The organism is Nocardioides ungokensis (assembly GCF_013466985.1).
In the GTDB taxonomy this organism is placed as follows: domain Bacteria; phylum Actinomycetota; class Actinomycetes; order Propionibacteriales; family Nocardioidaceae; genus Nocardioides; species Nocardioides ungokensis.
In genome coordinates this window covers 3,269,911-3,288,373 of sequence record NZ_CP059164.1, presented here as the reverse complement: position 1 = coordinate 3,288,373, position 18,463 = coordinate 3,269,911, and the positions used below count along the sequence as shown (strand labels likewise).

The window sequence follows — 18,463 nt, the reverse complement described above, 5'->3', positions numbered from 1 at the left end:
GCCGCCCGAGGAGGATCGGTTGGGTACGGCGCGCGGACCGGAGGCCCCGGTCCCCGAAAGGCCCCGGCGCTAGCCGACGTACATCGCGTTGGCCACGAGCGTGAGCTGGGCCTTGATCTTCAGCCCGGTCCCGTCGCAGTCGCCGTTGGTGGGGTCGGGATCAGGCGCCCCCGAGGAGGCTGACGGCCTCGGGGTGGTCGTGCAGTCGCTGCGCGAGCGCTTCCTCGAGGACGGTGACCGCCGCAGAGCGGCGCCCCGGCCGCTCAGCACCCCGGCCAGCCAGTCGCGGGTCTCGGAGTAGACGGTGGGGTCCTCGGTGAGCCGCGCGCCGGCAAGGCAGTCGACCACGTGGGGGCGAACGTCGACAGCAGCACCCGCCAGTCGTCTCGCGAGGTCGTGCCGTGCTCCCGCACCACGCCGAGGCGGGCCGTCGTCGCGACGACGACGTCGCGACTGATCGAGTCGCTCTCCGCCTCGATGCTGCGGGCCTCGACCGCCCCCGGGTGCCGCAGCGGACCGGCCGGGCCGACGTGCACGGGCAGTGAGGGGAGCAGCGCGAGCGCATCCTCGGGCGTGCAGGCGTACGCCGTGGCCCCGAGCCGCTGGGCGCGCACCCGCGCGCTGTCGAGCGCGCGGCCGCCGAGGACCACGGGGGTGCCGGTGCCACGCACGGCCTCGACCTGGCGCCGCACGCGCGGCAGCGTCGAGTTGAGCGAGGCGCTCAGCAGCACGGCGCGGGGCCGGTGTCGAGGATCGCGCTGACGAGGTGGTCGCGCGAGGCGCTGGCACCCAGGTAGGTGACGCGGCAGCCGTGAGCCCGCAGGGTGAGCGCCACGACCAGAGCGGGCAGGGCGTGCCACTCGCGCTCGACGCACCCAACGGTCAGCCGGACCGGCCGCGGGCATCGGCACCGCCTCGCCGAGCCGTCGCACCACCGACTCGCTTCGCGGTCGCTGGCGTGCTCGCGGGGCCACCGTCCAGCCGTTGCCCGCCCAGAGCTCGCCGACCCGACGCTGGGAAGCGATGACCAGGCCACGGAGCACCTCCTCCAGCGGCACCCCGCGGTCGAGGGCGGCCGCGCCGTGGCGTGGGCCGCGCGCTCGTCGGCGTCGACCACGGCCGTCCAGTAGGCGTCGAGGTCGGCGCCCTCCAACCGCGGCCGGCGCGGGCCGTCACGAAGGTTCCGGATGAACTGTGCTGCGAAGACGGCGATGTCGTCGTGGCGCCGCGCCGAGATGGTCGGACACGGCGACCGCGATCGACTCGATGATCGCCGAGGGCGGCAGCCCGCCCAACCCGTGCAGGCAGTCGCGCAGCCGCCGGTCGCCGAAGAGGTCGTCCACGCCGCGGGCCTCGGTCACGCCGTCGGTGTGGACGAGCAGCGTGTCCCGCGGGCGCAGCGTGAGCTCGGTGTCGGTATAGGTGGTGTTGTCGATCAGGGCGAGGGCCACGCCGTCGGCGACCACCTCCTCGACGGTGCCGTCGGCGCGGATCAGCAGCGCGGCGGGGTGTCCGGCGTTGGCCAGGTCCACCCGCATCGTGCCGCCCTCGGGACGGAGCCGGGCGCACACGCCGGTGGCCATGCCCTCGGAGAACTCCTCGGCCTCCGACACCAGCACGCGGTTGGTCAGTCCGAGGATCGCGCTCGGGCTGCGATCGACGAGGGAGGCCGTGCGGACCGCGTTGCGGATCCGCTTCGCGTGCACCGCTGCCTCGACGCCCTTGCCGGCCACGTCGCCGCACAACAAGATCAGGTCGTCCTCGGGACCGTGGATGTCGAGGAAGTCGCCGCCGAGCTCCTGGGACTGGTGCGCGACCCGGTAGTAGGTCGCCAGCGTCAGGCCCGGCACCTTCGGGAGGTCGGTGGGGGCCAGCGAGCGGCGCAGCACCGACGCGACGTACCGGCTCTCGGCGACGACCAGGGTCGCGTCGAGGCCGACCGCGATGCGCGCGGCGAGGTCGTCGAGGAAGTTCTGCGCGTCGCCGAAGCCGAAGCCGGGCGCGCGGCCGATGACCAGCACGCCGAAGGACCGGCCACGGGCGTTGAGGGGGAGTACGGCGAGCTGCTCGCTGCCCAGTGCGTCGACCTCGTCCACCAGCTCGGCGTCAGGGATGAAGTCGGCCAGGGCCTGACGTCGCGCCGTGCCGGACTTGGGCAGCACCACGTCGTCGCGCAGGCCGCGGCGCAGCGCGTTGTCGAGGTCGACGGGGGTGCCTTCGACGATCCGGGCGGCGGAGCTGTGGATCGGGCCGTCCTGCACGGCTCCGGAGACCAGCTGCCACGGGCCGGAGCGGACGACCACCTGGGCGACGTCGACCATCTCCTCGAGCAGGACCGAGACGAGGGTGTCCAGCGCACGCTGGGGGTTCTGGATGGCGGAGACGGTGCGCGAGAGCCGCAGCAGGAACTCCGCCCGGGTCGAGGCCTGGGCCAGCCGCGCCCGCGGCTCGGCCGAGCGCGACTCGGCGAGCAACCGCGCGTGTCGCTCACGAACCGAGGTGGTCAACCGCTGCTCCCGCCGTTGCGCACAAGCCCGAATAGCGCATGCGTCCAGTGGCTGGAGTGTAGGTGGAGGCGGCGACTTCGGGCGCCTCCTGGAGTCAGCCCGTCGACAAGTTCGCCCTAAAGGGTGAGGTGTCGATGACGTGCTCGAGCCGTCGGCCCGATCGACGTTTGGGAGTCGTCGCCAAGGGCCACCTAGCATGCCTCGGATGACCGGACACGACTCGTCACAGGACCAGCACCGCCATCGCGGCGAGCCCCGACGCGGTTGGGGGTGGATGCCCACCACCGCTCGCGGCGCCGCGCTGGTGGCCGTGGGCGGGTCCTCGCTGGTCGTCGGGGTCGCGGTCGCCGCGGCCTTCGTCGGCGGACCCGACTCCGCGCCGTCGTCGTCCCCGGTCCAGGGCGGGTCCCAGAGCGTGACCGCGGTCCCGGGCGGCCGACTCGGCGGTGCGCCGTCGGCCCGGCCGGACCTCACGAGCCCGGCGGCGACCGCCACGGGCAGCCGCGACGTCGAGGGCTCTGCTCCTCGCTCCGCGTCTGCCCCTGGGTCTGCCCCTGGGTCGGCCCCTGCGTCGGCCCCTGCATCGGCCCCTGCGTCGGCCCCTGGGTCGGCCACGGGCAGCGTGGGCGTGCCCTCGGCCTCGGTTCGGCTCTCCGCTCCCCGGACTCCGCAGGAGACACAGCAGACGAAGGCGGCACAGACCGCGACGGCGACGGCGACGGCGACGGCGACGGCGCACGCCACGCCCACGTCGACAACGCCGGAGCCCACGCGGGAGCCCGACGTGTCCCCGTCGCACACCCTGCCCACGCAGGCGCAGGGCCATCACACCGACAAGCCCTGAGCTGATGGCTCGCCGCAAGCCGGCCTCGGCCGTGCGCCACCGTGGCCGCCGAGCACCGCTGGGTGCCCGCCTCTCGGCCTCCGTCGGCCGCGGCGCCGTGGTGGCCGTCGTGGGTGGCGTCGCACTGGTCATCCTGACCGTGCTCGTAGCGCTCACCAGTCCCTCGGACCCGGACTCCCGGAGCCGCTGGGCCGACGGGCGATCCGCGCAGGGAACGTCCGAGCGTCGGTCGCCGTCGGCGCCGGTGCCCCATCGCTCCGTCACCGCCCCCAAGGACGTTGCGGACGCGGCCGCCACCACCTCCGTCCCCTCGGACCAACCGTCGGCCGCCGGGGCCACGGGCGCTCCGCCGGCGACGTCCAGCCCGGCGCCGTCCGCGAGCCCGGGCAAGCGGCCGAAGCATCACGGCAAGCCCCCGTGGTCCACCTCGCACCCGAAGCCGGCTCCGGGTGGCCACGGTTCCGGCGGCCGGCACTGACCTCCGACCCACGGAGCCGGTGGAGCCGAGCCATTCGCCGCCGTACCTGATCTGGCGGAACTGGGCGCCTCGGTCGCCCGGGAGGGGTGCCGGCCCGGCGTACGCTCCCGGCAGTGACCGGAAACGACGTGAGCCGCCATCGTGGCGAGGCGCGACACCCCTGGGGGTGGCGGACCCCGCGTGGTCGTGCCGCCCTGGTCGCGGTCACCGGAGCGTCCGTGATCGTCGGTGGTGTGGCCGTGGCCTCCACCCTGGTCGCCGGCTCGGACGGGGTCACCCCGGCGGCACGGGCCCCGGGCACGTCCGTGCAGGGTGCTTCCCCCGACGGCCCCCGCGACCTCTCTGCCGGGCGGTTGGTGATCCGAGATCCGGTCGCGCTCAGGTCGCCGGCACGGAGCGCGACCGTGGTCGTGCGCTCGTCCTCCGCAGGCGCGCCCGGCGTGGGCGAGAGCCTTGCCACGCTGACCGGCCCGACGGTGGGTGCCTCCCCGCGAGCGGCGGTCCCGCAGGCCACCGGCAGCCCGCAACCCACGGCCGCGACCGACCCGAGCACCCGTCCCGGAAGCACGGGCTCGGCCACCGGGTCCGGCGCTGGGTCCGGGACGGCGTCGGGATCGAGCACGGGCTGGAGCTCCGGATCAGGCAACGGGTCGGGCACCGGATCGGGCACCGGGTCGGGCGGGAGCGGGTCGGGCGGGAGCGGATCGGGCGGCAGCGGATCGGGCGGCAGCGGATCGGGCACCACGACGCCGACGGCGTGGCCCACCGCATCGCCGGTGCAGCCCTCGGCGTCGCCGCCGCCCACGCAGGAGCCCGCGGAGCCGTCCCACCACCCGCTGCCGACGCAGGCCAAGGGGCACCAGAAGAACCCACCCTGCGGACCACCGGCCCAGCCCGGGCCAGCGGGCTGCCGCTGAGCTCCGGACGGGCTCTCCTAGGATTGAGCCCATGCCTGAAGACACCCCCGGATCGAGCACGTCGCGCAGCGACCGTGTCGAGATCACCCGCGACGAGGTCGCGCACCTGGCGAACCTCGCCCGGATCGACCTCGACGACGCCGAGCTCGACCACCTCGCGCCGCAGCTGTCGGTGATCCTGGAGTCGGTCGCCTCGATCAGCGGAGTCGCCGGCGACGACGTCCCGCCGACCTCGCACGCGCTCCCGATGACCAACGTCTTCCGTGAGGACGTCGTGCGCCCGTGCCTGACCGCCGAGCAGGCGCTCTCCGGTGCCCCGGCGCAGGGAGCAGCAGCGGTTCGCGGTCCCGCGGATCCTCGGGGACGAGCAGTGAGCGGGCTGACGCGGCGCACGGCCGCGGAGCTCGCCGACGCTCTGGCGGCGGGGGAGACCACCTCGGTCGAGCTCACCCGCGCCCACCTCGACCGCATCGCCGAGGTCGACGGTGCCGTGCACGCGTTCCTCCACGTCGACGCCGAGGGGGCCCTGGCCCAGGCGGCCGCCGCCGATGAGCGCCGCGCCGCGGGCTCGCCCGCATCGGCGCTCGACGGCGTCCCGATCGCGGTCAAGGACGTGCTCGCGACCCAGGGGCTGCCGACGACCTGCGGCTCGAAGATCCTCGAGGGCTGGATCCCGCCGTACGACGCCACGGTCGTCGCGCGGCTGAAGCAGGCGGGCCTGCCGATCCTCGGCAAGACCAACATGGACGAGTTCGCGATGGGCTCCTCCACCGAGCACTCGGCGTACGGCCCGACGCACAACCCGTGGGACCTCGACCGGATCCCGGGCGGCTCCGGCGGTGGCTCGGCCGCGGCCGTGGCGGCCTTCGAGGCTCCTCTGGCCATCGGCACCGACACCGGCGGATCGATCCGCCAGCCCGGCGCCGTCACCGGCACCGTGGGTGTGAAGCCGACCTACGGCGGGGTGTCGCGCTACGGGCTGGTGGCGCTGGCCAACTCCCTGGACCAGGCCGGTCCGGTGACCCGCACCGTGCTCGACTCCGCGCTGCTGCACGAGGTGATCGGCGGGCACGACCCGCTCGACTCCACCAGCATCGACCAGCCGCTCGCGTCGCTCGTCGACGCGGCCCGCAGGGGTGCGGCCGGCGACCTGACCGGGGTGCGCATCGGCGTCGTCACGGAGCTCGGTGGTGAGGGCTACCAGGCCGGCGTGCTGGCCCGCTTCCAGGAGTCCGTCGACCTGATGGTCAAGGCCGGCGCCGAGGTCGTGGAGGTGTCCTGCCCGAGCTTCGTCCACGCGCTGGCGACGTACTACCTGATCCTGCCGGCCGAGGCATCCAGCAACCTCGCGAAGTTCGACGCGATGCGCTATGGCATGCGGGTGCTGCCCGAGGGTGTCGAGAACCCCAGCGCCGAGGAGGTCATGCGAGCCACCCGAGACGCCGGTTTCGGCGACGAGGTCAAGCGCCGCATCATCCTCGGCACCTACGCGCTGTCCAGCGGCTACTACGACGCCTACTACGGGCAGGCGCAGAAGGTGCGCACGCTGATCAGCCGGGACTTCGCCGCGGCGTTCGAGCGGGCCGACGTCCTGGTCTCGCCGACCGCGCCCACCACGGCGTTCAAGCTCGGGGAGAAGCTCGACGACCCGATGGCGATGTACCTCAACGACCTCGCCACGATCCCCGCCAACCTGGCCGGCGTGCCCGGCATCTCGGTGCCCAGCGGCCTCGCCGACGAGGACGGTCTGCCCGCCGGCGTCCAGATCCTCGCCCCGGCGCTGGCCGACGACCGGCTCTACCGGGTCGGCGCGGCCCTCGAGGCGGCGCTGCTGGAGCAGTGGGGCGGCCCGCTGCTCGACAAGGCCCCTGCCCTGGAAGGAGCGGCCCGATGAGCGCCGATGTCCTGGTCCCGTTCGACGACGTCCTGGAGCGGTTCGACCCGGCGCTGGGCCTGGAGGTCCACGTCGAGCTCAACACGGCCTCGAAGATGTTCTGCGGCTGCCCGACCGAGTTCGGCGCGGAGCCCAACACCCAGGTCTGCCCGACCTGCCTCGGCCTCCCCGGCGCGATGCCCGTGGTCAACCGCAAGGCCGTGGAGTCGGCGATCCGGATCGGCCTGGCGCTGAACTGCGAGATCGCGGAGTGGTGCCGCTTCGCCCGGAAGAACTACTTCTACCCGGACATGCCGAAGAACTTCCAGACCTCGCAGTACGACGAGCCCATCGCCTTCAACGGCTTCATGGACGTCGAGGTGGACGGGCAGGCCTTCAGGGTCGAGATCGAGCGCGCCCACATGGAGGAGGACACGGGCAAGTCGCTGCACGTCGGTGGCGCCACGGGCCGCATCCACGGCGCCGACTACTCGTTGGTCGACTACAACCGCGCCGGCATCCCCCTCATCGAGATCGTCACCAGGCCGATCGTCGGGGCGGGGGAGAAGGCCCCCGAGATCGCCAAGGCGTACGTCGCCCAGCTGCGCGACCTGATCGTCGCGCTGGGGGTCTCCGACGCCCGCATGGACCAGGGCTCGATCCGTGCCGACGTGAACCTCTCGCTCTCTCCGAGGGGCGCCGGCACCCTCGGCACCCGCACCGAGACCAAGAACGTCAACTCGCTGCGCTCGGTCGAGCGGGCGGTGCGCTACGAGATGTCGCGGCACGCGGGCGTCCTCGAGGAGGGCCGGCCGATCCTGCAGGAGACCCGGCACTGGCACGAGGACACCGGCATCACCACCAGCGGCCGCGAGAAGTCGGACGCCGAGGACTACCGCTACTTCCCCGAGCCCGACCTGGTGCCGGTGGCACCTTCCCGCGAGTGGGTCGAGGAGCTCCGCGGCACGCTGCCGGAGAACCCCACCCAGAAGCGGGCGCGGCTGCAGGCCGAGTGGGGCTTCTCCGACCTGGAGATGCGCGACACGGTGGGCGCCGGTGCCCTGGGCCTCGTCGAGGAGACCATCGCCGCCGGTGCGTCGCCGCAGGCCGCCCGCAAGTGGTGGCTCTCGGACATGGCGCGCCGGGCCAACGAGGCCGGCGTCGAGCTGACCGCGCTGGCCGTCACGCCTCTCGACGTGGCCCGGGTCCAGACCCTGGTCGACGAGGGCAAGATCAACGACAAGCTCGCGCGCCAGGTCTTCGATGGCCTGCTCGCCGGTGAGGGCACCCCCGACGAGATCGTGGAGGCCCGGGGGCTCGCCATCGTCTCCGACGACGGCGCGCTCGGCACCGCCGTCGACAACGCCATCGCCGCCAACCCCGACGTCGCCGACAAGATCCGCGACGGCAAGGTCGCCGCGGCCGGCGCCCTGATCGGTGCGGTGATGAAGGAGATGCGAGGCCAGGCCGATGCCGGCCGGGTCCGCGAGCTGATCCTCGAGAAGCTGACCTGACCCGCCGAGTCGGCGTTGCTTGACGCACCAGGAGTACGCCGAGTCGGCGCTGGTTGACCTCCACACACGTCAACCAGCGCCGACTCGGCGGTCCGGGCGGGTACACCAGCGCCGACTCGGCGTTCTGGACGGGGTCCGGACGGCACTGACCCCGGACCGGCGGCCGTTGGTAGGCTGCCGCCACCACTCATCACGCCCGCACTGGGGAAAGCCGGTCGAAGTCCGGCGCTGACCCGCAACCGTAGGCCGTCCCGCACCCCTGTCGTGGCACGACAGGCTGCCGGGGCTGCGAGCCGGAGCACCCGCTGCGACGCGTCCTGATCACACGCTGTCGAGGAAAGCAGCGGGTGGCGCCCAGGGCATCGCCCCGAGGTCCCCCGCTGTGCAGCGGAAAGGAACCCGCGATGCACCAGCACGACCCCACCCTGCTCCCGGCCCGAGGCTCGGCCCGACGGTCGGCCCGGCGCCACCCACTCCGATCGGGCCTCACCGTCGCGCTGGGGGCGCTGGCGCTGCTCGCCTCCGCGTGCGGCTCGTCGGACTCCACGCCGAAGTCGACCGCGAGCGAGACCCCGCAGCACGAAACGGCCGCGCTGACGGCCGGCTCCTCCTGGCTCGCCTCCCAGGTGACCAAGGGCGTCGTCCACAACGACCAGTACAACCTCGACGACTACGGCCTCGGCGTCGACGTCGCGCTCGCCCTGCACGGGGTGGGCGCCGAGGACTCCACCGTCCAGGCGATCAGCGACCGCCTCGCCTCCCACATCGACGACTACACCGCCCCGGGCTACGGGACGGTGACGTCGGCGGGCAGCACGGCCAAGGCGGTCGTGCTGGCCCAGGCCGTGGGTGAGGACCCCACGTCGTACGGCGGCAAGGACCTGGTCGCCCAGCTCGAGGACACCGTGGCCGACCACGGGCCGGCCACCGGCCGGATCCAGGACGCCCTGGACCCGCACGTGAAGAGCGCCGCCGACTACGCCAACGCCATCGGCCAGGCGTACGCCGTCAGGGCCCTCGACACCGCGGGCAGCGACGAGGCAGGCGCCGCGACCGACTACCTGCTCGCCCAGCAGTGCCAGGGCGGCTGGTTCCGGCTGGACTTCACCAAGGACGCCGGCGCCTCGGACCAGAGCTGCGACGGCGACCGGTCGAGCAAGCCCGACCTGGACGCCACCGCCTTCGCGGTGCAGGCCCTGAGCGCCGACGACTCGGCGCAGGTGGCCTCCCACGTGGACGCCGCGAAGGCCTGGCTGGAGAAGCAGCAGGCCGCCGACGGCTCCTTCGGGGGCGGCAGCGGCTCCACGACTGCCAACAGCAACAGCACCGGACTCGCAGGGACCGTGCTGGCCCAGACGGGAGAGACCGCGGCGGCGGAGAAGGCTGCCACCTGGGTGTTCGCCCACCAGGTCGCGGACTGCGCCGCGGCCGACCAGGCCGACGTGGGCGCGATCGCCTACGACGACGCCGCCCAGCAGGCTGCGGAGAAGAAGGGCATCACGGTGAAGACCTCCGACCAGTTCCGGCGGGCCACCGCCCAGGCGCTGCCGGTGCTGCAGTGGCTCCGGTCCGACGCGGCGACCGGGACGCCCGGGAGCTGCTGAGGTGCGACTGCCGGGCAGCCTCGGGCACGTCGCCGTCGTCGCCACCACGCTGGTGGCGGTGACGGTGCTGCCGGGCGCGCCCTCGTTCGCCCACACGGGCGGCTGCTCGGCGGGTCACGGGGTCTCCGTCGTGGTCGAGTTCAACGAGCTCGGCGGCCACGACGTGCGGACCTGCGACGCCGACGGCGGTGACCGGACGGCCGCCCGGCTGTTCGAGGACAGCGGGCTCGCGCTCGCCTACGTCCAGCGGCAACCCGGGTTCGTCTGCCGGGTCGCCGGCCTCCCGGCACAGGACCCGTGCGTCAACACGCCGCCCGACGACGCGTACTGGTCGCTGTGGTGGTCCGACGGCTCGTCGTCGGCCTGGCACTACGCCACGACGGGGGTCGGGACGCTGAGCGTCCCCGACGGCGGATCCGTGGCGCTGGCGTGGGACGGCCGGTCCGGGGACGTGAAGCCGTCCGCCCCGCCACGCGCGATCGGCGCCGCGCAGGCCGCGACCGAGGACGCCCGGACCCCCGCACGGGGCGACCGGACCGACGGCGGCCTGCCCACCTGGGTCGCCCCGACCGCCATCGCGCTGCTGGCCGCCGCCGGGGCCGGCACCGCCGTCGTACGCCGCCGGCGGGGGACACCCGGGCCATGACGACCCGCCTCCCGCGCGACCTGCACCCCGTGGCCTGGTGGCTGTGGGCCATCGGCATGGCCACGGCCGCCTCGCTGACCACCAACCCGTTCGTCCTGCTGCTGCTCGTGGCCGCGGCGACGGTCGTGGTCGTCGCGAGGCGCTCCGACCAGCCGTGGGCGCGGTCCTTCCGGCTCTACGTCGGGATGGCGGTGGTGATCGTGGTCGTGCGGGTGGCCTTCCGCGTGGTCTTCGGTGGCGGCTACGCCGGGACCGTCGTGCTCGACCTCCCCGCCGTACCGCTGCCGGGCTGGGCTGCCGGGATCACGCTGCTCGGGCCGGTGACCCGTGAGTCGCTGCTGGCCGGCCTGTACGACGGGCTCCGGCTCGGCACGATCGTGGTCTGCGTGGGTGCGGCCAACGCGCTGGCGAACCCCAAGCGGCTCCTCCGCTCGGTGCCGCCGGCCCTCTACGAGATCGGCACGGCGCTGGTCGTCGCGGTGACCGTGCTACCGCAGTTCGCCGACAGCGCTCGACGGGTCCGCGCCGCCCAGAGCCTCCGGGCCGGTGAGACCGGCCGGGTGGCCGGTATGCGCCGGTTCCTGGTGCCGGTCCTCGAGGACGCCCTCGAGCGGTCGCTGGCGCTGGCGGCCGGGATGGACGCGCGCGGCTACGGCCGCTCGGCGGGTCTGACCCCCGCGCGCCGACGGGTGACCGGTGCCCTGATGCTGACCGGGCTGGGCGGGATCTGCGTCGGGGTCTACGCCGTGCTCGACCGCACCGCTCCGCGCTACCTCGCCCTGCCGATGCTGGTGGTGGGGGTGGCGGCGGCCGTGGTGGGGCTGATCAGCGCGGGACGCCGGGTCGAGCGCTCGCGCTACCGCCCGGACTCCTGGCGCTGGCCGGAGCTCGTGGTCGCGGGTGCCGGAATCGTCACCGGCCTCCTCGGCTGGTGGGTCTCGCGGCACCAGGTGCCGCTCGCCTTCCCCGACCTCTCGACGTTCCCGCAGATCAGTGCGCTCTCGCTGCTCGGGGTCGTGATCGCGGTCGCCGGCGGCCTCTGCGCCCCGCCGCCACCGTCGTCGTACGTCGTGGCCGTCCCGCTGCGCCAGGAGGTGGCGGCGTGATCGAGCTGCGCGACATCCGGTTCGCCTACGACGGCGCGACCGTCCTCGACGGGGTCGACCTGACCGTCGAGGAGGGGGAGCTGGTGCTGGTCTCGGGCCCCACCGGCGTCGGCAAGTCGACCCTGCTGGGCATCGTCAGCGGCCTGGTGCCGCGCTTCAGCGGCGGCCGGCTCGAGGGGGACGTGCTCCTCGACGGGGTCAGCGTGGTCGGCCGGCCTCCCCGCGAGCGCGCTCACGCCGTCGGATACGTCGGTCAGGACCCGGCCGCGGGCTTCGTCACCGACACCGTCGAGGAGGAGCTGGCCTACGGCATGGAGCAGCTGGGGCTGCCGCCGGAGACGATGCGCCGCCGGGTGGAGGAGACGCTGGACCTGCTCGGGATCGCCGACCTGCGCCACCGCGACCTGCGCACCCTCTCGGGTGGTCAGCAGCAGCGGGTCGCCATCGGCTCGGTCCTCACCATGCACCCGCGGCTGCTCGTGCTCGACGAGCCGACCTCGGCCCTCGACCCGACCGCAGCGGAGGACGTGCTCGCGACGCTGACCCGGCTGGTCCACGACCTCGGCGTCTCCGTGCTGCTGGCGGAGCACCGCCTCGAGCGGGTGGTGCCCTTCGTGGACCGGATGTGCCTGATGACGGGCGACGGCACGGTCCGTGTCGGCGATCCGGGCGAGCTGCTCGCGGCCTCGCCGGTCGTGCCGCCGATCGTCGAGCTCGGCCGCGCGGCGGGCTGGCACCCGCTCCCGCTCAGCGTCCGCGACGCACGGCGTCGCGCCCGCGGGCTCGGCGAGCGGCTCGCGCCGCCGCCCGTCCCCGAGGAGCAGCCGTCGACCGACGGGCTGGAGGCGCAGGGGCTGACCGTCGTGCACGGGGCCACCGTCGCGCTCCGCGACGTCGACGTCCGGCTGCCCGCCCACCGGGTGACCGCGCTGATGGGCCGCAACGGCTCCGGGAAGTCGTCGCTGCTCTGGGCGCTGCAGGGCAGCGGGCGTCGCCGGTCCGGCCAGGTCCGGGTGGGCGCGCTGGACCCGTCCCGTCTCGACGCGGCGGGCCGCCGCGGCCTGGTCGGCCTGGTGCCGCAGAGCGCCGCCGACCTGCTCTACCTCGAGACGGTGGGGGAGGAGTGCGCCGCCGCCGACGGCGGCACCGGTGCCTGCCGGGAGATCCTCGACCGGCTGGTCCCCGGCGTCCCCGACGACCACCACCCCCGCGACCTGTCCGAGGGGCAGCGGCTCGCGCTGGCCCTGGCGCTGGTGCTCTCCGCCCGGCCCGACGTCCTGCTCCTCGACGAGCCGACGCGGGGCCTCGACTACGCGGCCAAGCGGGTGCTCGCCGGGATCCTGCGTGACCTGGCCGCCGATGCCCACGCGGTGCTGGTCGCCACCCACGACGTGGAGTTCGTCGCCCTGGCGGCCGACGACGTCGTCGTCCTCGCCGACGGGGAGGTCGTGTCGTCCGGTCCGGTACGCCGGGTGGTCGCCGAGTCTCCGGCGTTCGCGCCGCAGGTGACCAAGGTGCTCGGCGCCCCCTGGCTGCGCGTCGACGAGGTCGTCGCCGCGCTGGACGCGTCATGAGCCGCCCCGCCAGTCACCCCGCTGGCCAGCCCCTGAGCCACCTGGTCGGGCGGCCTGCGGTCGCGCTCGCGCCGCGGTCGGCCGTGGTGCTGGCCGTGGCCTCGCTGGCTGGGCTGATGATGCTCGCCTGGCCGCTGCTCGTGCGCGTGCCCGACCACGCGCGCGTGGATCCGCCGTTCCTCTTCCTGGGCCTGCTCCCGGTCGTCATCGTGGTGGTGCTCGCCGAGGTGGGCGAGGGGGGCCTGGACCCGCGGGTGCTGGCGGTGCTGGGCGTGCTCAGCGCGGTCAACGCGCTCCTGCGCGGCCTGTCTGCGGGTGTCGCCGGCGTGGAGCTCGTGTTCTTCCTGCTGATCCTCGCCGGCCGCGTGTTCGGGCCCGGCTTCGGGTTCGTGCTGGGCTGCACGTCCCTGTTCGCCTCGGCCCTGATGACAGCCGGTGTCGGTCCGTGGTTGCCGTTCCAGATGCTCGTGTCGGCGTGGGTCGGGATGGGGGCTGGGCTTCTCCCGCGTCGAGTCACCGGCCGCGCCGAGATCGCGATGCTGGTGGTCTACGGCATCGTCGCGGCGTACGCCTTCGGGCTGCTGATGAACCTCTCCACGTGGCCGTTCGCGCTCGGCGTCGACGTGCCGGGACACGAGGGGTCGCTGGCCTTCGTCCCCGGCGACCCCGTGTGGGAGAACCTCCAGCGCTTCGCGGTCTACACGCTGCTGACGTCGACGGGCAGCTGGGACACCGGCCGTGCGATCACCAACTCGGTGGCGATCGTGGTGCTCGGCCCGGCCGTCCTGACCACCCTGCGCCGGGCCGCCCGCCGGGCCACCGTCACCGGCACGCTGGGGAAGCCCGGCGCCGGAGCGTAGTCCGTGACGCTTCCGTTGTGGATATCGGGTTGTCCACAACGGAAACGTCACGGACTACCGCTCGAGCCCGGGTCCACCAGCAGGATCCGGTCGTCGCCCGGGGCCGCGGCGCCGCGACCGTCCCGGTTGCTGGTGGTCACCCACAGACGACCGTCGGGCGCGACGGCGACGGTGCGCATCCGGCCGAACTCCCCGACGAAGAAGTCGGTGGGGGCGGTGGCCCGTTCGCCGCTGACGTCGATGCGCCAGAGCCGCTGGCCGCGCAGCGAGCCGAGCCACAGGTGGCCGTCGAGGAAGGCCAGGCCGGACGGCGAGGCGACCGAGGGGTCCCAGACCACCTCCGGGTCCGTGAGCCCGGGCTTGCCGCCTCGGCCCTCGACCTGCGGCCAGCCGTAGTCGTGACCGGGCTCGATCAGGTTCAGCTCGTCGAAGGTGTCCTGGCCGAACTCCGAGGCCCACAGCCGGTGGCGGTCGTCGAACGCCAGCCCCTGGACGTTGCGGTGCCCGTAGGACCAGATCGGCGAGTCGCGGAACGGGTTGCCGGGCGCGGGTTCACCGTCGGGCGTGATCCGCAGGATCTTGCCGCCGAGCGAGCCGAGGTCCTGGGCCAGTGGGCCGTCGCCGGTCTCACCGGTCGAGGCGTAGAGGTAGCCGTCGGGGCCGAACGCCAGCCGGCCTCCGTCGTGGATGACGCCGTTGGGGATGCCGTCGAGGAGCACCTCGAGCGGGCCCAGCCGGCCGTGCCTGTACGTCGCGCGCACGATGCGGTTGTCCTCGGGCGTCGTGACGTAGAAGAACAGCCTGTGGTCGCGGGTGAAGTCCGGGGACACCGCGACACCGAGCAGCCCGGACTCTCCCGTGGGCGCGGCCGCCCCGATCACGGCGACCTGCTGGACGTCGTGGTCCGGCCCGTGGATGCGCAGCACCCGCCGGGTGTCGCGCTCGGTGACGATGGCGTCGCCGTTCGGGAGGAACCCCAGGCCCCAGGGCACTTGGAGGTCGCTGGCGACGGTGCCGACCACCCGGGGGGTGGACGCCGGCGTGGACCCGGCCGAGGAGGAGACCGCCGACGGCGCGGGGGTGGCCGTGACCGTGCGGTCGGGGCGGGCGCTGTCGTCCGAGCAGCCCGCGAGCGCGAGCGCGACGGCCGCGATGATCGCCGGCGCCGCGCCCGGCCGCACGTCAGGACACCCGGTCCAGGAAGGCCAGGAGCAGGTCGTGCACCCGCTCGGGCTGCTCCATCTGCAGGAAGTGCGTGCCGCGCAGCTCGACGTACGTCGCGTCGGCGAGCCGCTCGGCGGCCGTCGCCATGTGGCGGGCGCCGGCGAGGACGTCGAAGGTGCCGGCGACCAGCGCGACGGGGACCCGGATCTGGCTGAGCGGGACCCGGGCGTGCTCGGAGGTGCGCAGGGCCAGGTGGGCGTACCAGTCCACGGGGGTCTTGAGGAACTCCGCGACCGCGACCGCGGCCAGCTCGGGGTCCGGGACGGGGAACATGAAGCCGGTCCGCGTCAGCAGCGAGATCGCGCGGGCGCCGACCGGCAGCCGGGCCGCGATCGGCGTCAGGGCACGGCCGCCGAGCCTCAACGCCCGGGAGATGTTGACGGTCACCGCGCGGGCCGCGAAGCGGGGCAGCAGGAACGGGGCGAGCATCGTCGAGAACGTGTCGCCGGGGACGCCGGCGACCGCGAACAGGCCGCGCACCCGCTCGGGGTGGGCGAGGGCGAGCTCGAACATCGTGTTCACGCCCATCGACCAGCCCATCAGCACGGCGCGGTCCACCCCGAAGTGGTCCATCACCGAGAGGCCGTCCTCCACGAACTCCTCGATGCCGACCCGCTGCGGGTCGGCGGGACGGTCGGAGCCGCCCGTGCCCCGGTGGTTCCAGGACACGACACGGACGCCGCAGTCGGGCCGCAGCAGCGCCGGCCAGGTCCAGGGACTGGTGCCCAGGCCGTTGCAGAGCACCACCGTGGGTCCGTCGATGCTGCCGTCAGGGTCGTTGGTCCAGGCCCGCAGTCGGGTCCCGTCGTCGGAGAGGACGTCGTGGAACTCGACGCAGGTCACGGTTGCGGCGCGGGCCGCGGCGGCGGACATGGGCCAGATTGTGCCTCAGCACGGGTTCCCGGAGCGGGACCTGTGGCTGAGTTCACCGGAGGGCTCGGGGAGGCGAGCGGCTCCGGTGAACTCAGCCTTGTGCAGCGTGAGCTGCGTCCTCCACGTGGGAGTCCCTGCCGAGGGAGGCGAGGAACTGCTCGACCTCGTCGAGCTCGGCACGCCGTTGTGCCAGTGCGGTGGAGGCGACCAGGGCGTTGCGCCGCGCGCGGTGCTGCGACTCGACCGGCCAGCGCACGACGACGTCGACCAGACGTGAGACCGGCTGCGTGAGTGGTGCCAGCGGCTGGGCCGGGAGACCGATGAGGTGTGGCATGAGCTCCTCCCCATGACGTTGTCGTGCCTCCACGCTAGGAGGGCCCCACGTCAGGGGCGTCAACGTCGTGTGACGGTTGCGTGAACTCAGCCGGGATCAGCCGGGGACCGGCTCCGCGATCACGCTGCGGCTGCGGGTGGCGCCGACGCTGGCCACCACGACGCAGGCCATGGCGAGCCACTGCACCGGTGCGAGGAACTCGCCGAGCACCACGATCCCGGCGAGCGCCGCGGCCGCGGGCTCCAGGCTCATCAGGATGCTGAAGACGGCAGGCCGCAGGGACCGCAGCGCGACCAGCTCGCAGCTGTAGGGGATCACCGAGCTGAGGATCCCCACCGCAGCGCCGAGCACCACGATCCGCCCGTCGCCCAGCCGGGAGGTGCCCACGTGCAGGACGAGCGGGGTCAGCAGCAGCGTGGCGACGACGCTGGCCACCGCCAGCCCGTCGAGGCCGGGCCAGCGCCTGCCGGTCTGCGCACTCAGCAGGATGTACGCCGCCCACGCGGCGCCGGCGAGCAGCGCGAAGAGCACTCCCGGGAGCGTGATGTGGCCGCGCTCGAGCCCGAGGAGGCCGACACCGACCGCGGCGAGCGCCACCCAGAGCAGGTCGCGCGGCCGCCGTGATCCCACGACGGCGAGCGTGAGCGGCCCGACGAACTCCACCGTGACCGCGATGCCCAGCGGGATCCGGGCGAAGGACTGTAGATCGCCCAGTTCATGACGCCGAGGCTGGCGCCGAAGCCGGCCACGACCAGCCAGTCGCGGGAGGTACGACGACGCAGCGCGGGTCGCGCGACCGCGACGAGCACGACCGCGCTGGTGACCAGGCGGAGCCAGACGAGCACGGTCGGATCGACCTCGTCGAAGAGGCTCTTGGCGACCCCCGCGCCGAACTGCACCGACAGGATCCCGACGAGCACCAGCCAGACCGGTGAAATTCGGGAGGACACCGGGTCAATGTAGGTGTCGGCGCAGCATGCTGTGATCAACGGGTCGCAGGGCGCGCCGCGTGAAGGGAGCTGAGGAATGGACACGGTGCTGTTGGTCGGGACCCGCAAGGGGCTGTGGATCGGCAGGTCGGACGAGGCCCGGGTGGACTGGGAGTTCACCGGACCACACTTCGACATGGAGGAGGTCTACTCCTGCCTGGTCGACACGCGGGGGGAGCGGCCCCGGCTGCTCGCCGGCTCCTCGTCGAGCTGGCTGGGCCCGCAGGTGCGCCGCTCCGACGACCTTGGTGCCACCTGGCAGGAGACTCCGGGCGGCGCGGTCCGCTTCCCCGAGGGGGCCGGCGCGACGGTCGAGCGGATCTGGCAGCTGGTGCCCGGAGCCGAGCCCGGCGTCGTGTTCGCCGGCACCGAGCCCGGCGCGGTCTTCCGCTCCGACGACGGAGGGTCGACGTTCGCCCTCGAGCAGGCCCTGTGGGACCACCCGCACCGGCCGCAGTGGGCCGCCGGCTTCGGCGGCCAGGCCTTCCACACCGTGCTGCCGCACCCCACCGACCCGCGGTCGGTCACGGCCGCGCTCTCGACCGGCGGGGTCTACCAGACCTCCGACGGCGGGGCCTCGTGGGAGCCACGCAACCAGGGGATCCGGGCGGAGTTCCTTCCCGAGGGCCAGCAGTACCCGGAGTTCGGGCAGTGCGTCCACAAGATCACCCGCCACCCGGCCCGGCCGGAGCGGATGTACCTCCAGAACCACGGCGGGGTCTACCGGTCCGACGACCATGGCGAGTCCTGGCGCTACATCGCCGACGGCCTGCCCGCCGACTTCGGCTTCCCGATCGTGGTGCACCCGCACGACCCGGACACCGTCTTCGTCTTCCCGATCAACGGCGGCGACCGGCGCTACCCGCCCCAGGCGAAGGCCAGGGTGTGGCGCTCGAGGGACGCCGGGGAGCACTGGGAGGAGCTGGCCGAGGGCCTGCCCGACGGGTTCTTCGTCGCGGTGATGCGCGACGCCATGTGCGCCGACGACCACGAGCGGACCGGTCTCTACTTCGGAGCGAGGAACGGCGCGGTCTGGGGCTCGGCCGACGAGGGCGAGACCTGGCACCAGGTCGTCAGCGACCTCCCGGACGTGATGTGCGTCCGGGCCGCCGCGATCTGA

General features: G+C 74.0%; 17 protein-coding genes. 9 read left to right on the top strand and 8 right to left on the bottom strand.

The window, feature by feature from the left end; translation table 11 throughout:
- Positions 1 to 69 precede the first annotated feature (69 nt).
- The 4 genes from H0S67_RS16225 to H0S67_RS16215 all read right to left on the bottom strand — a co-directional run bounded on the left by H0S67_RS16225 (position 70) and on the right by H0S67_RS16215 (position 2,507).
- Positions 70 to 270, bottom strand: a complete 201-nt coding sequence (locus H0S67_RS16225) for a hypothetical protein (protein WP_180933878.1) — start codon at positions 268 to 270, stop codon at positions 70 to 72.
- Positions 264 to 731 (bottom strand): hypothetical protein, encoded by a 468-nt coding sequence (locus H0S67_RS16220; protein WP_180933877.1) that lies wholly within the window; start codon positions 729 to 731, stop codon positions 264 to 266. Before H0S67_RS16220 ends, H0S67_RS16225 begins: the two co-directional genes overlap by 7 nt.
- On the bottom strand, positions 722 to 835 hold the full coding sequence (locus H0S67_RS23775) for a cobalamin B12-binding domain-containing protein (protein WP_219635305.1): 114 nt from the start codon (positions 833 to 835) through the stop codon (positions 722 to 724). Before H0S67_RS23775 ends, H0S67_RS16220 begins: the two co-directional genes overlap by 10 nt.
- 337 nt (positions 836 to 1,172) lie before the next feature.
- Positions 1,173 to 2,507 carry a PP2C family protein-serine/threonine phosphatase gene (locus H0S67_RS16215; RefSeq protein ID WP_180933876.1) on the bottom strand — a complete coding sequence of 445 codons (1,335 nt, stop codon included), beginning with the start codon at positions 2,505 to 2,507 and terminating at the stop codon, positions 1,173 to 1,175.
- A 1,435-nt stretch (positions 2,508 to 3,942) separates the two neighbouring features.
- On the opposite strand from H0S67_RS16215, the gene H0S67_RS16210 reads away from it, so the two are divergent.
- From H0S67_RS16210 to H0S67_RS16175, 8 genes are all read left to right on the top strand, one after another.
- The gene (locus tag H0S67_RS16210) at positions 3,943 to 4,746 is read left to right on the top strand and encodes a hypothetical protein (protein WP_180933875.1); all 804 of its coding nucleotides are present in this window, start codon (positions 3,943 to 3,945) and stop codon (positions 4,744 to 4,746) included.
- 31 nt (positions 4,747 to 4,777) lie between these two features.
- The gene (gene gatA / locus H0S67_RS16205) at positions 4,778 to 6,640 is read left to right on the top strand and encodes an Asp-tRNA(Asn)/Glu-tRNA(Gln) amidotransferase subunit GatA (protein ID WP_180933874.1); all 1,863 of its coding nucleotides are present in this window, start codon (positions 4,778 to 4,780) and stop codon (positions 6,638 to 6,640) included.
- A complete protein-coding gene (gene gatB / locus H0S67_RS16200; RefSeq protein ID WP_180933873.1) occupies positions 6,637 to 8,133 on the top strand; it encodes an Asp-tRNA(Asn)/Glu-tRNA(Gln) amidotransferase subunit GatB in 1,497 nt (498 codons plus the stop codon). The genes gatA and gatB overlap by 4 nt, the downstream gene beginning before the upstream one ends.
- A 404-nt stretch (positions 8,134 to 8,537) precedes the next feature.
- Complete coding sequence (locus H0S67_RS16195) at positions 8,538 to 9,737, top strand: prenyltransferase/squalene oxidase repeat-containing protein (RefSeq protein ID WP_180933872.1); 1,200 nt, start codon at positions 8,538 to 8,540, stop codon at positions 9,735 to 9,737.
- Between the two features lies 1 nt (position 9,738).
- Positions 9,739 to 10,383 (top strand): hypothetical protein, encoded by a 645-nt coding sequence (locus H0S67_RS16190; RefSeq protein WP_180933871.1) that lies wholly within the window; start codon positions 9,739 to 9,741, stop codon positions 10,381 to 10,383.
- Positions 10,380 to 11,489: an energy-coupling factor transporter transmembrane component T gene (locus tag H0S67_RS16185; protein WP_180933870.1), complete on the top strand. Its 1,110-nt coding sequence runs from the start codon at positions 10,380 to 10,382 to the stop codon at positions 11,487 to 11,489. Before H0S67_RS16190 ends, H0S67_RS16185 begins: the two co-directional genes overlap by 4 nt.
- A complete protein-coding gene (locus H0S67_RS16180) occupies positions 11,486 to 13,063 on the top strand; it encodes an ABC transporter ATP-binding protein (protein WP_180933869.1) in 1,578 nt (525 codons plus the stop codon). The genes H0S67_RS16185 and H0S67_RS16180 overlap by 4 nt, the downstream gene beginning before the upstream one ends.
- Positions 13,060 to 13,923, top strand: coding sequence for an ECF transporter S component (locus H0S67_RS16175; RefSeq protein ID WP_180933868.1), 864 nt, complete (start codon positions 13,060 to 13,062; stop codon positions 13,921 to 13,923). Before H0S67_RS16180 ends, H0S67_RS16175 begins: the two co-directional genes overlap by 4 nt.
- Before the next feature lie 47 nt (positions 13,924 to 13,970).
- On the opposite strand, the gene H0S67_RS16170 is transcribed toward H0S67_RS16175, so the two are convergent.
- The 4 genes from H0S67_RS16170 to H0S67_RS25645 form a co-directional block, all read right to left on the bottom strand.
- Positions 13,971 to 15,104 carry a PQQ-dependent sugar dehydrogenase gene (locus H0S67_RS16170; protein WP_180933867.1) on the bottom strand — a complete coding sequence of 378 codons (1,134 nt, stop codon included), beginning with the start codon at positions 15,102 to 15,104 and terminating at the stop codon, positions 13,971 to 13,973.
- 1 nt (position 15,105) lies between these two features.
- Positions 15,106 to 16,020, bottom strand: coding sequence for an alpha/beta fold hydrolase (locus tag H0S67_RS16165; RefSeq protein WP_180933866.1), 915 nt, complete (start codon positions 16,018 to 16,020; stop codon positions 15,106 to 15,108).
- A 91-nt stretch (positions 16,021 to 16,111) separates the two neighbouring features.
- A complete protein-coding gene (locus H0S67_RS16160; protein ID WP_180933865.1) occupies positions 16,112 to 16,354 on the bottom strand; it encodes a hypothetical protein in 243 nt (80 codons plus the stop codon).
- Between the two features lie 96 nt (positions 16,355 to 16,450).
- A complete protein-coding gene (locus H0S67_RS25645; protein ID WP_246354803.1) occupies positions 16,451 to 17,017 on the bottom strand; it encodes an EamA family transporter in 567 nt (188 codons plus the stop codon).
- A gap of 363 nt (positions 17,018 to 17,380) precedes the next feature.
- On the opposite strand from H0S67_RS25645, the gene H0S67_RS16150 reads away from it, so the two are divergent.
- Positions 17,381 to 18,463: a WD40/YVTN/BNR-like repeat-containing protein gene (locus tag H0S67_RS16150; protein WP_180933864.1), complete on the top strand. Its 1,083-nt coding sequence runs from the start codon at positions 17,381 to 17,383 to the stop codon at positions 18,461 to 18,463.

What these genes read in the sequence shown, in the direction of transcription:
- H0S67_RS16160 (WP_180933865.1), bottom strand. Translation starts at nt 16,354, where the DNA reads ATGCCACACCTCATCGGTCTCCCGGCCCAGCCGCTGGCACCACTCACG.
- H0S67_RS16165 (WP_180933866.1), bottom strand. Translation starts at nt 16,020, where the DNA reads ATGTCCGCCGCCGCGGCCCGCGCCGCAACCGTGACCTGCGTCGAGTTC.
- H0S67_RS16150 (WP_180933864.1), top strand. Translation starts at nt 17,381, where the DNA reads ATGGACACGGTGCTGTTGGTCGGGACCCGCAAGGGGCTGTGGATCGGC.
- H0S67_RS16185 (WP_180933870.1), top strand. Translation starts at nt 10,380, where the DNA reads ATGACGACCCGCCTCCCGCGCGACCTGCACCCCGTGGCCTGGTGGCTG.
- H0S67_RS16175 (WP_180933868.1), top strand. Translation starts at nt 13,060, where the DNA reads ATGAGCCGCCCCGCCAGTCACCCCGCTGGCCAGCCCCTGAGCCACCTG.
- H0S67_RS16195 (WP_180933872.1), top strand. Translation starts at nt 8,538, where the DNA reads ATGCACCAGCACGACCCCACCCTGCTCCCGGCCCGAGGCTCGGCCCGA.
- gatB (WP_180933873.1), top strand. Translation starts at nt 6,637, where the DNA reads ATGAGCGCCGATGTCCTGGTCCCGTTCGACGACGTCCTGGAGCGGTTC.
- gatA (WP_180933874.1), top strand. Translation starts at nt 4,778, where the DNA reads ATGCCTGAAGACACCCCCGGATCGAGCACGTCGCGCAGCGACCGTGTC.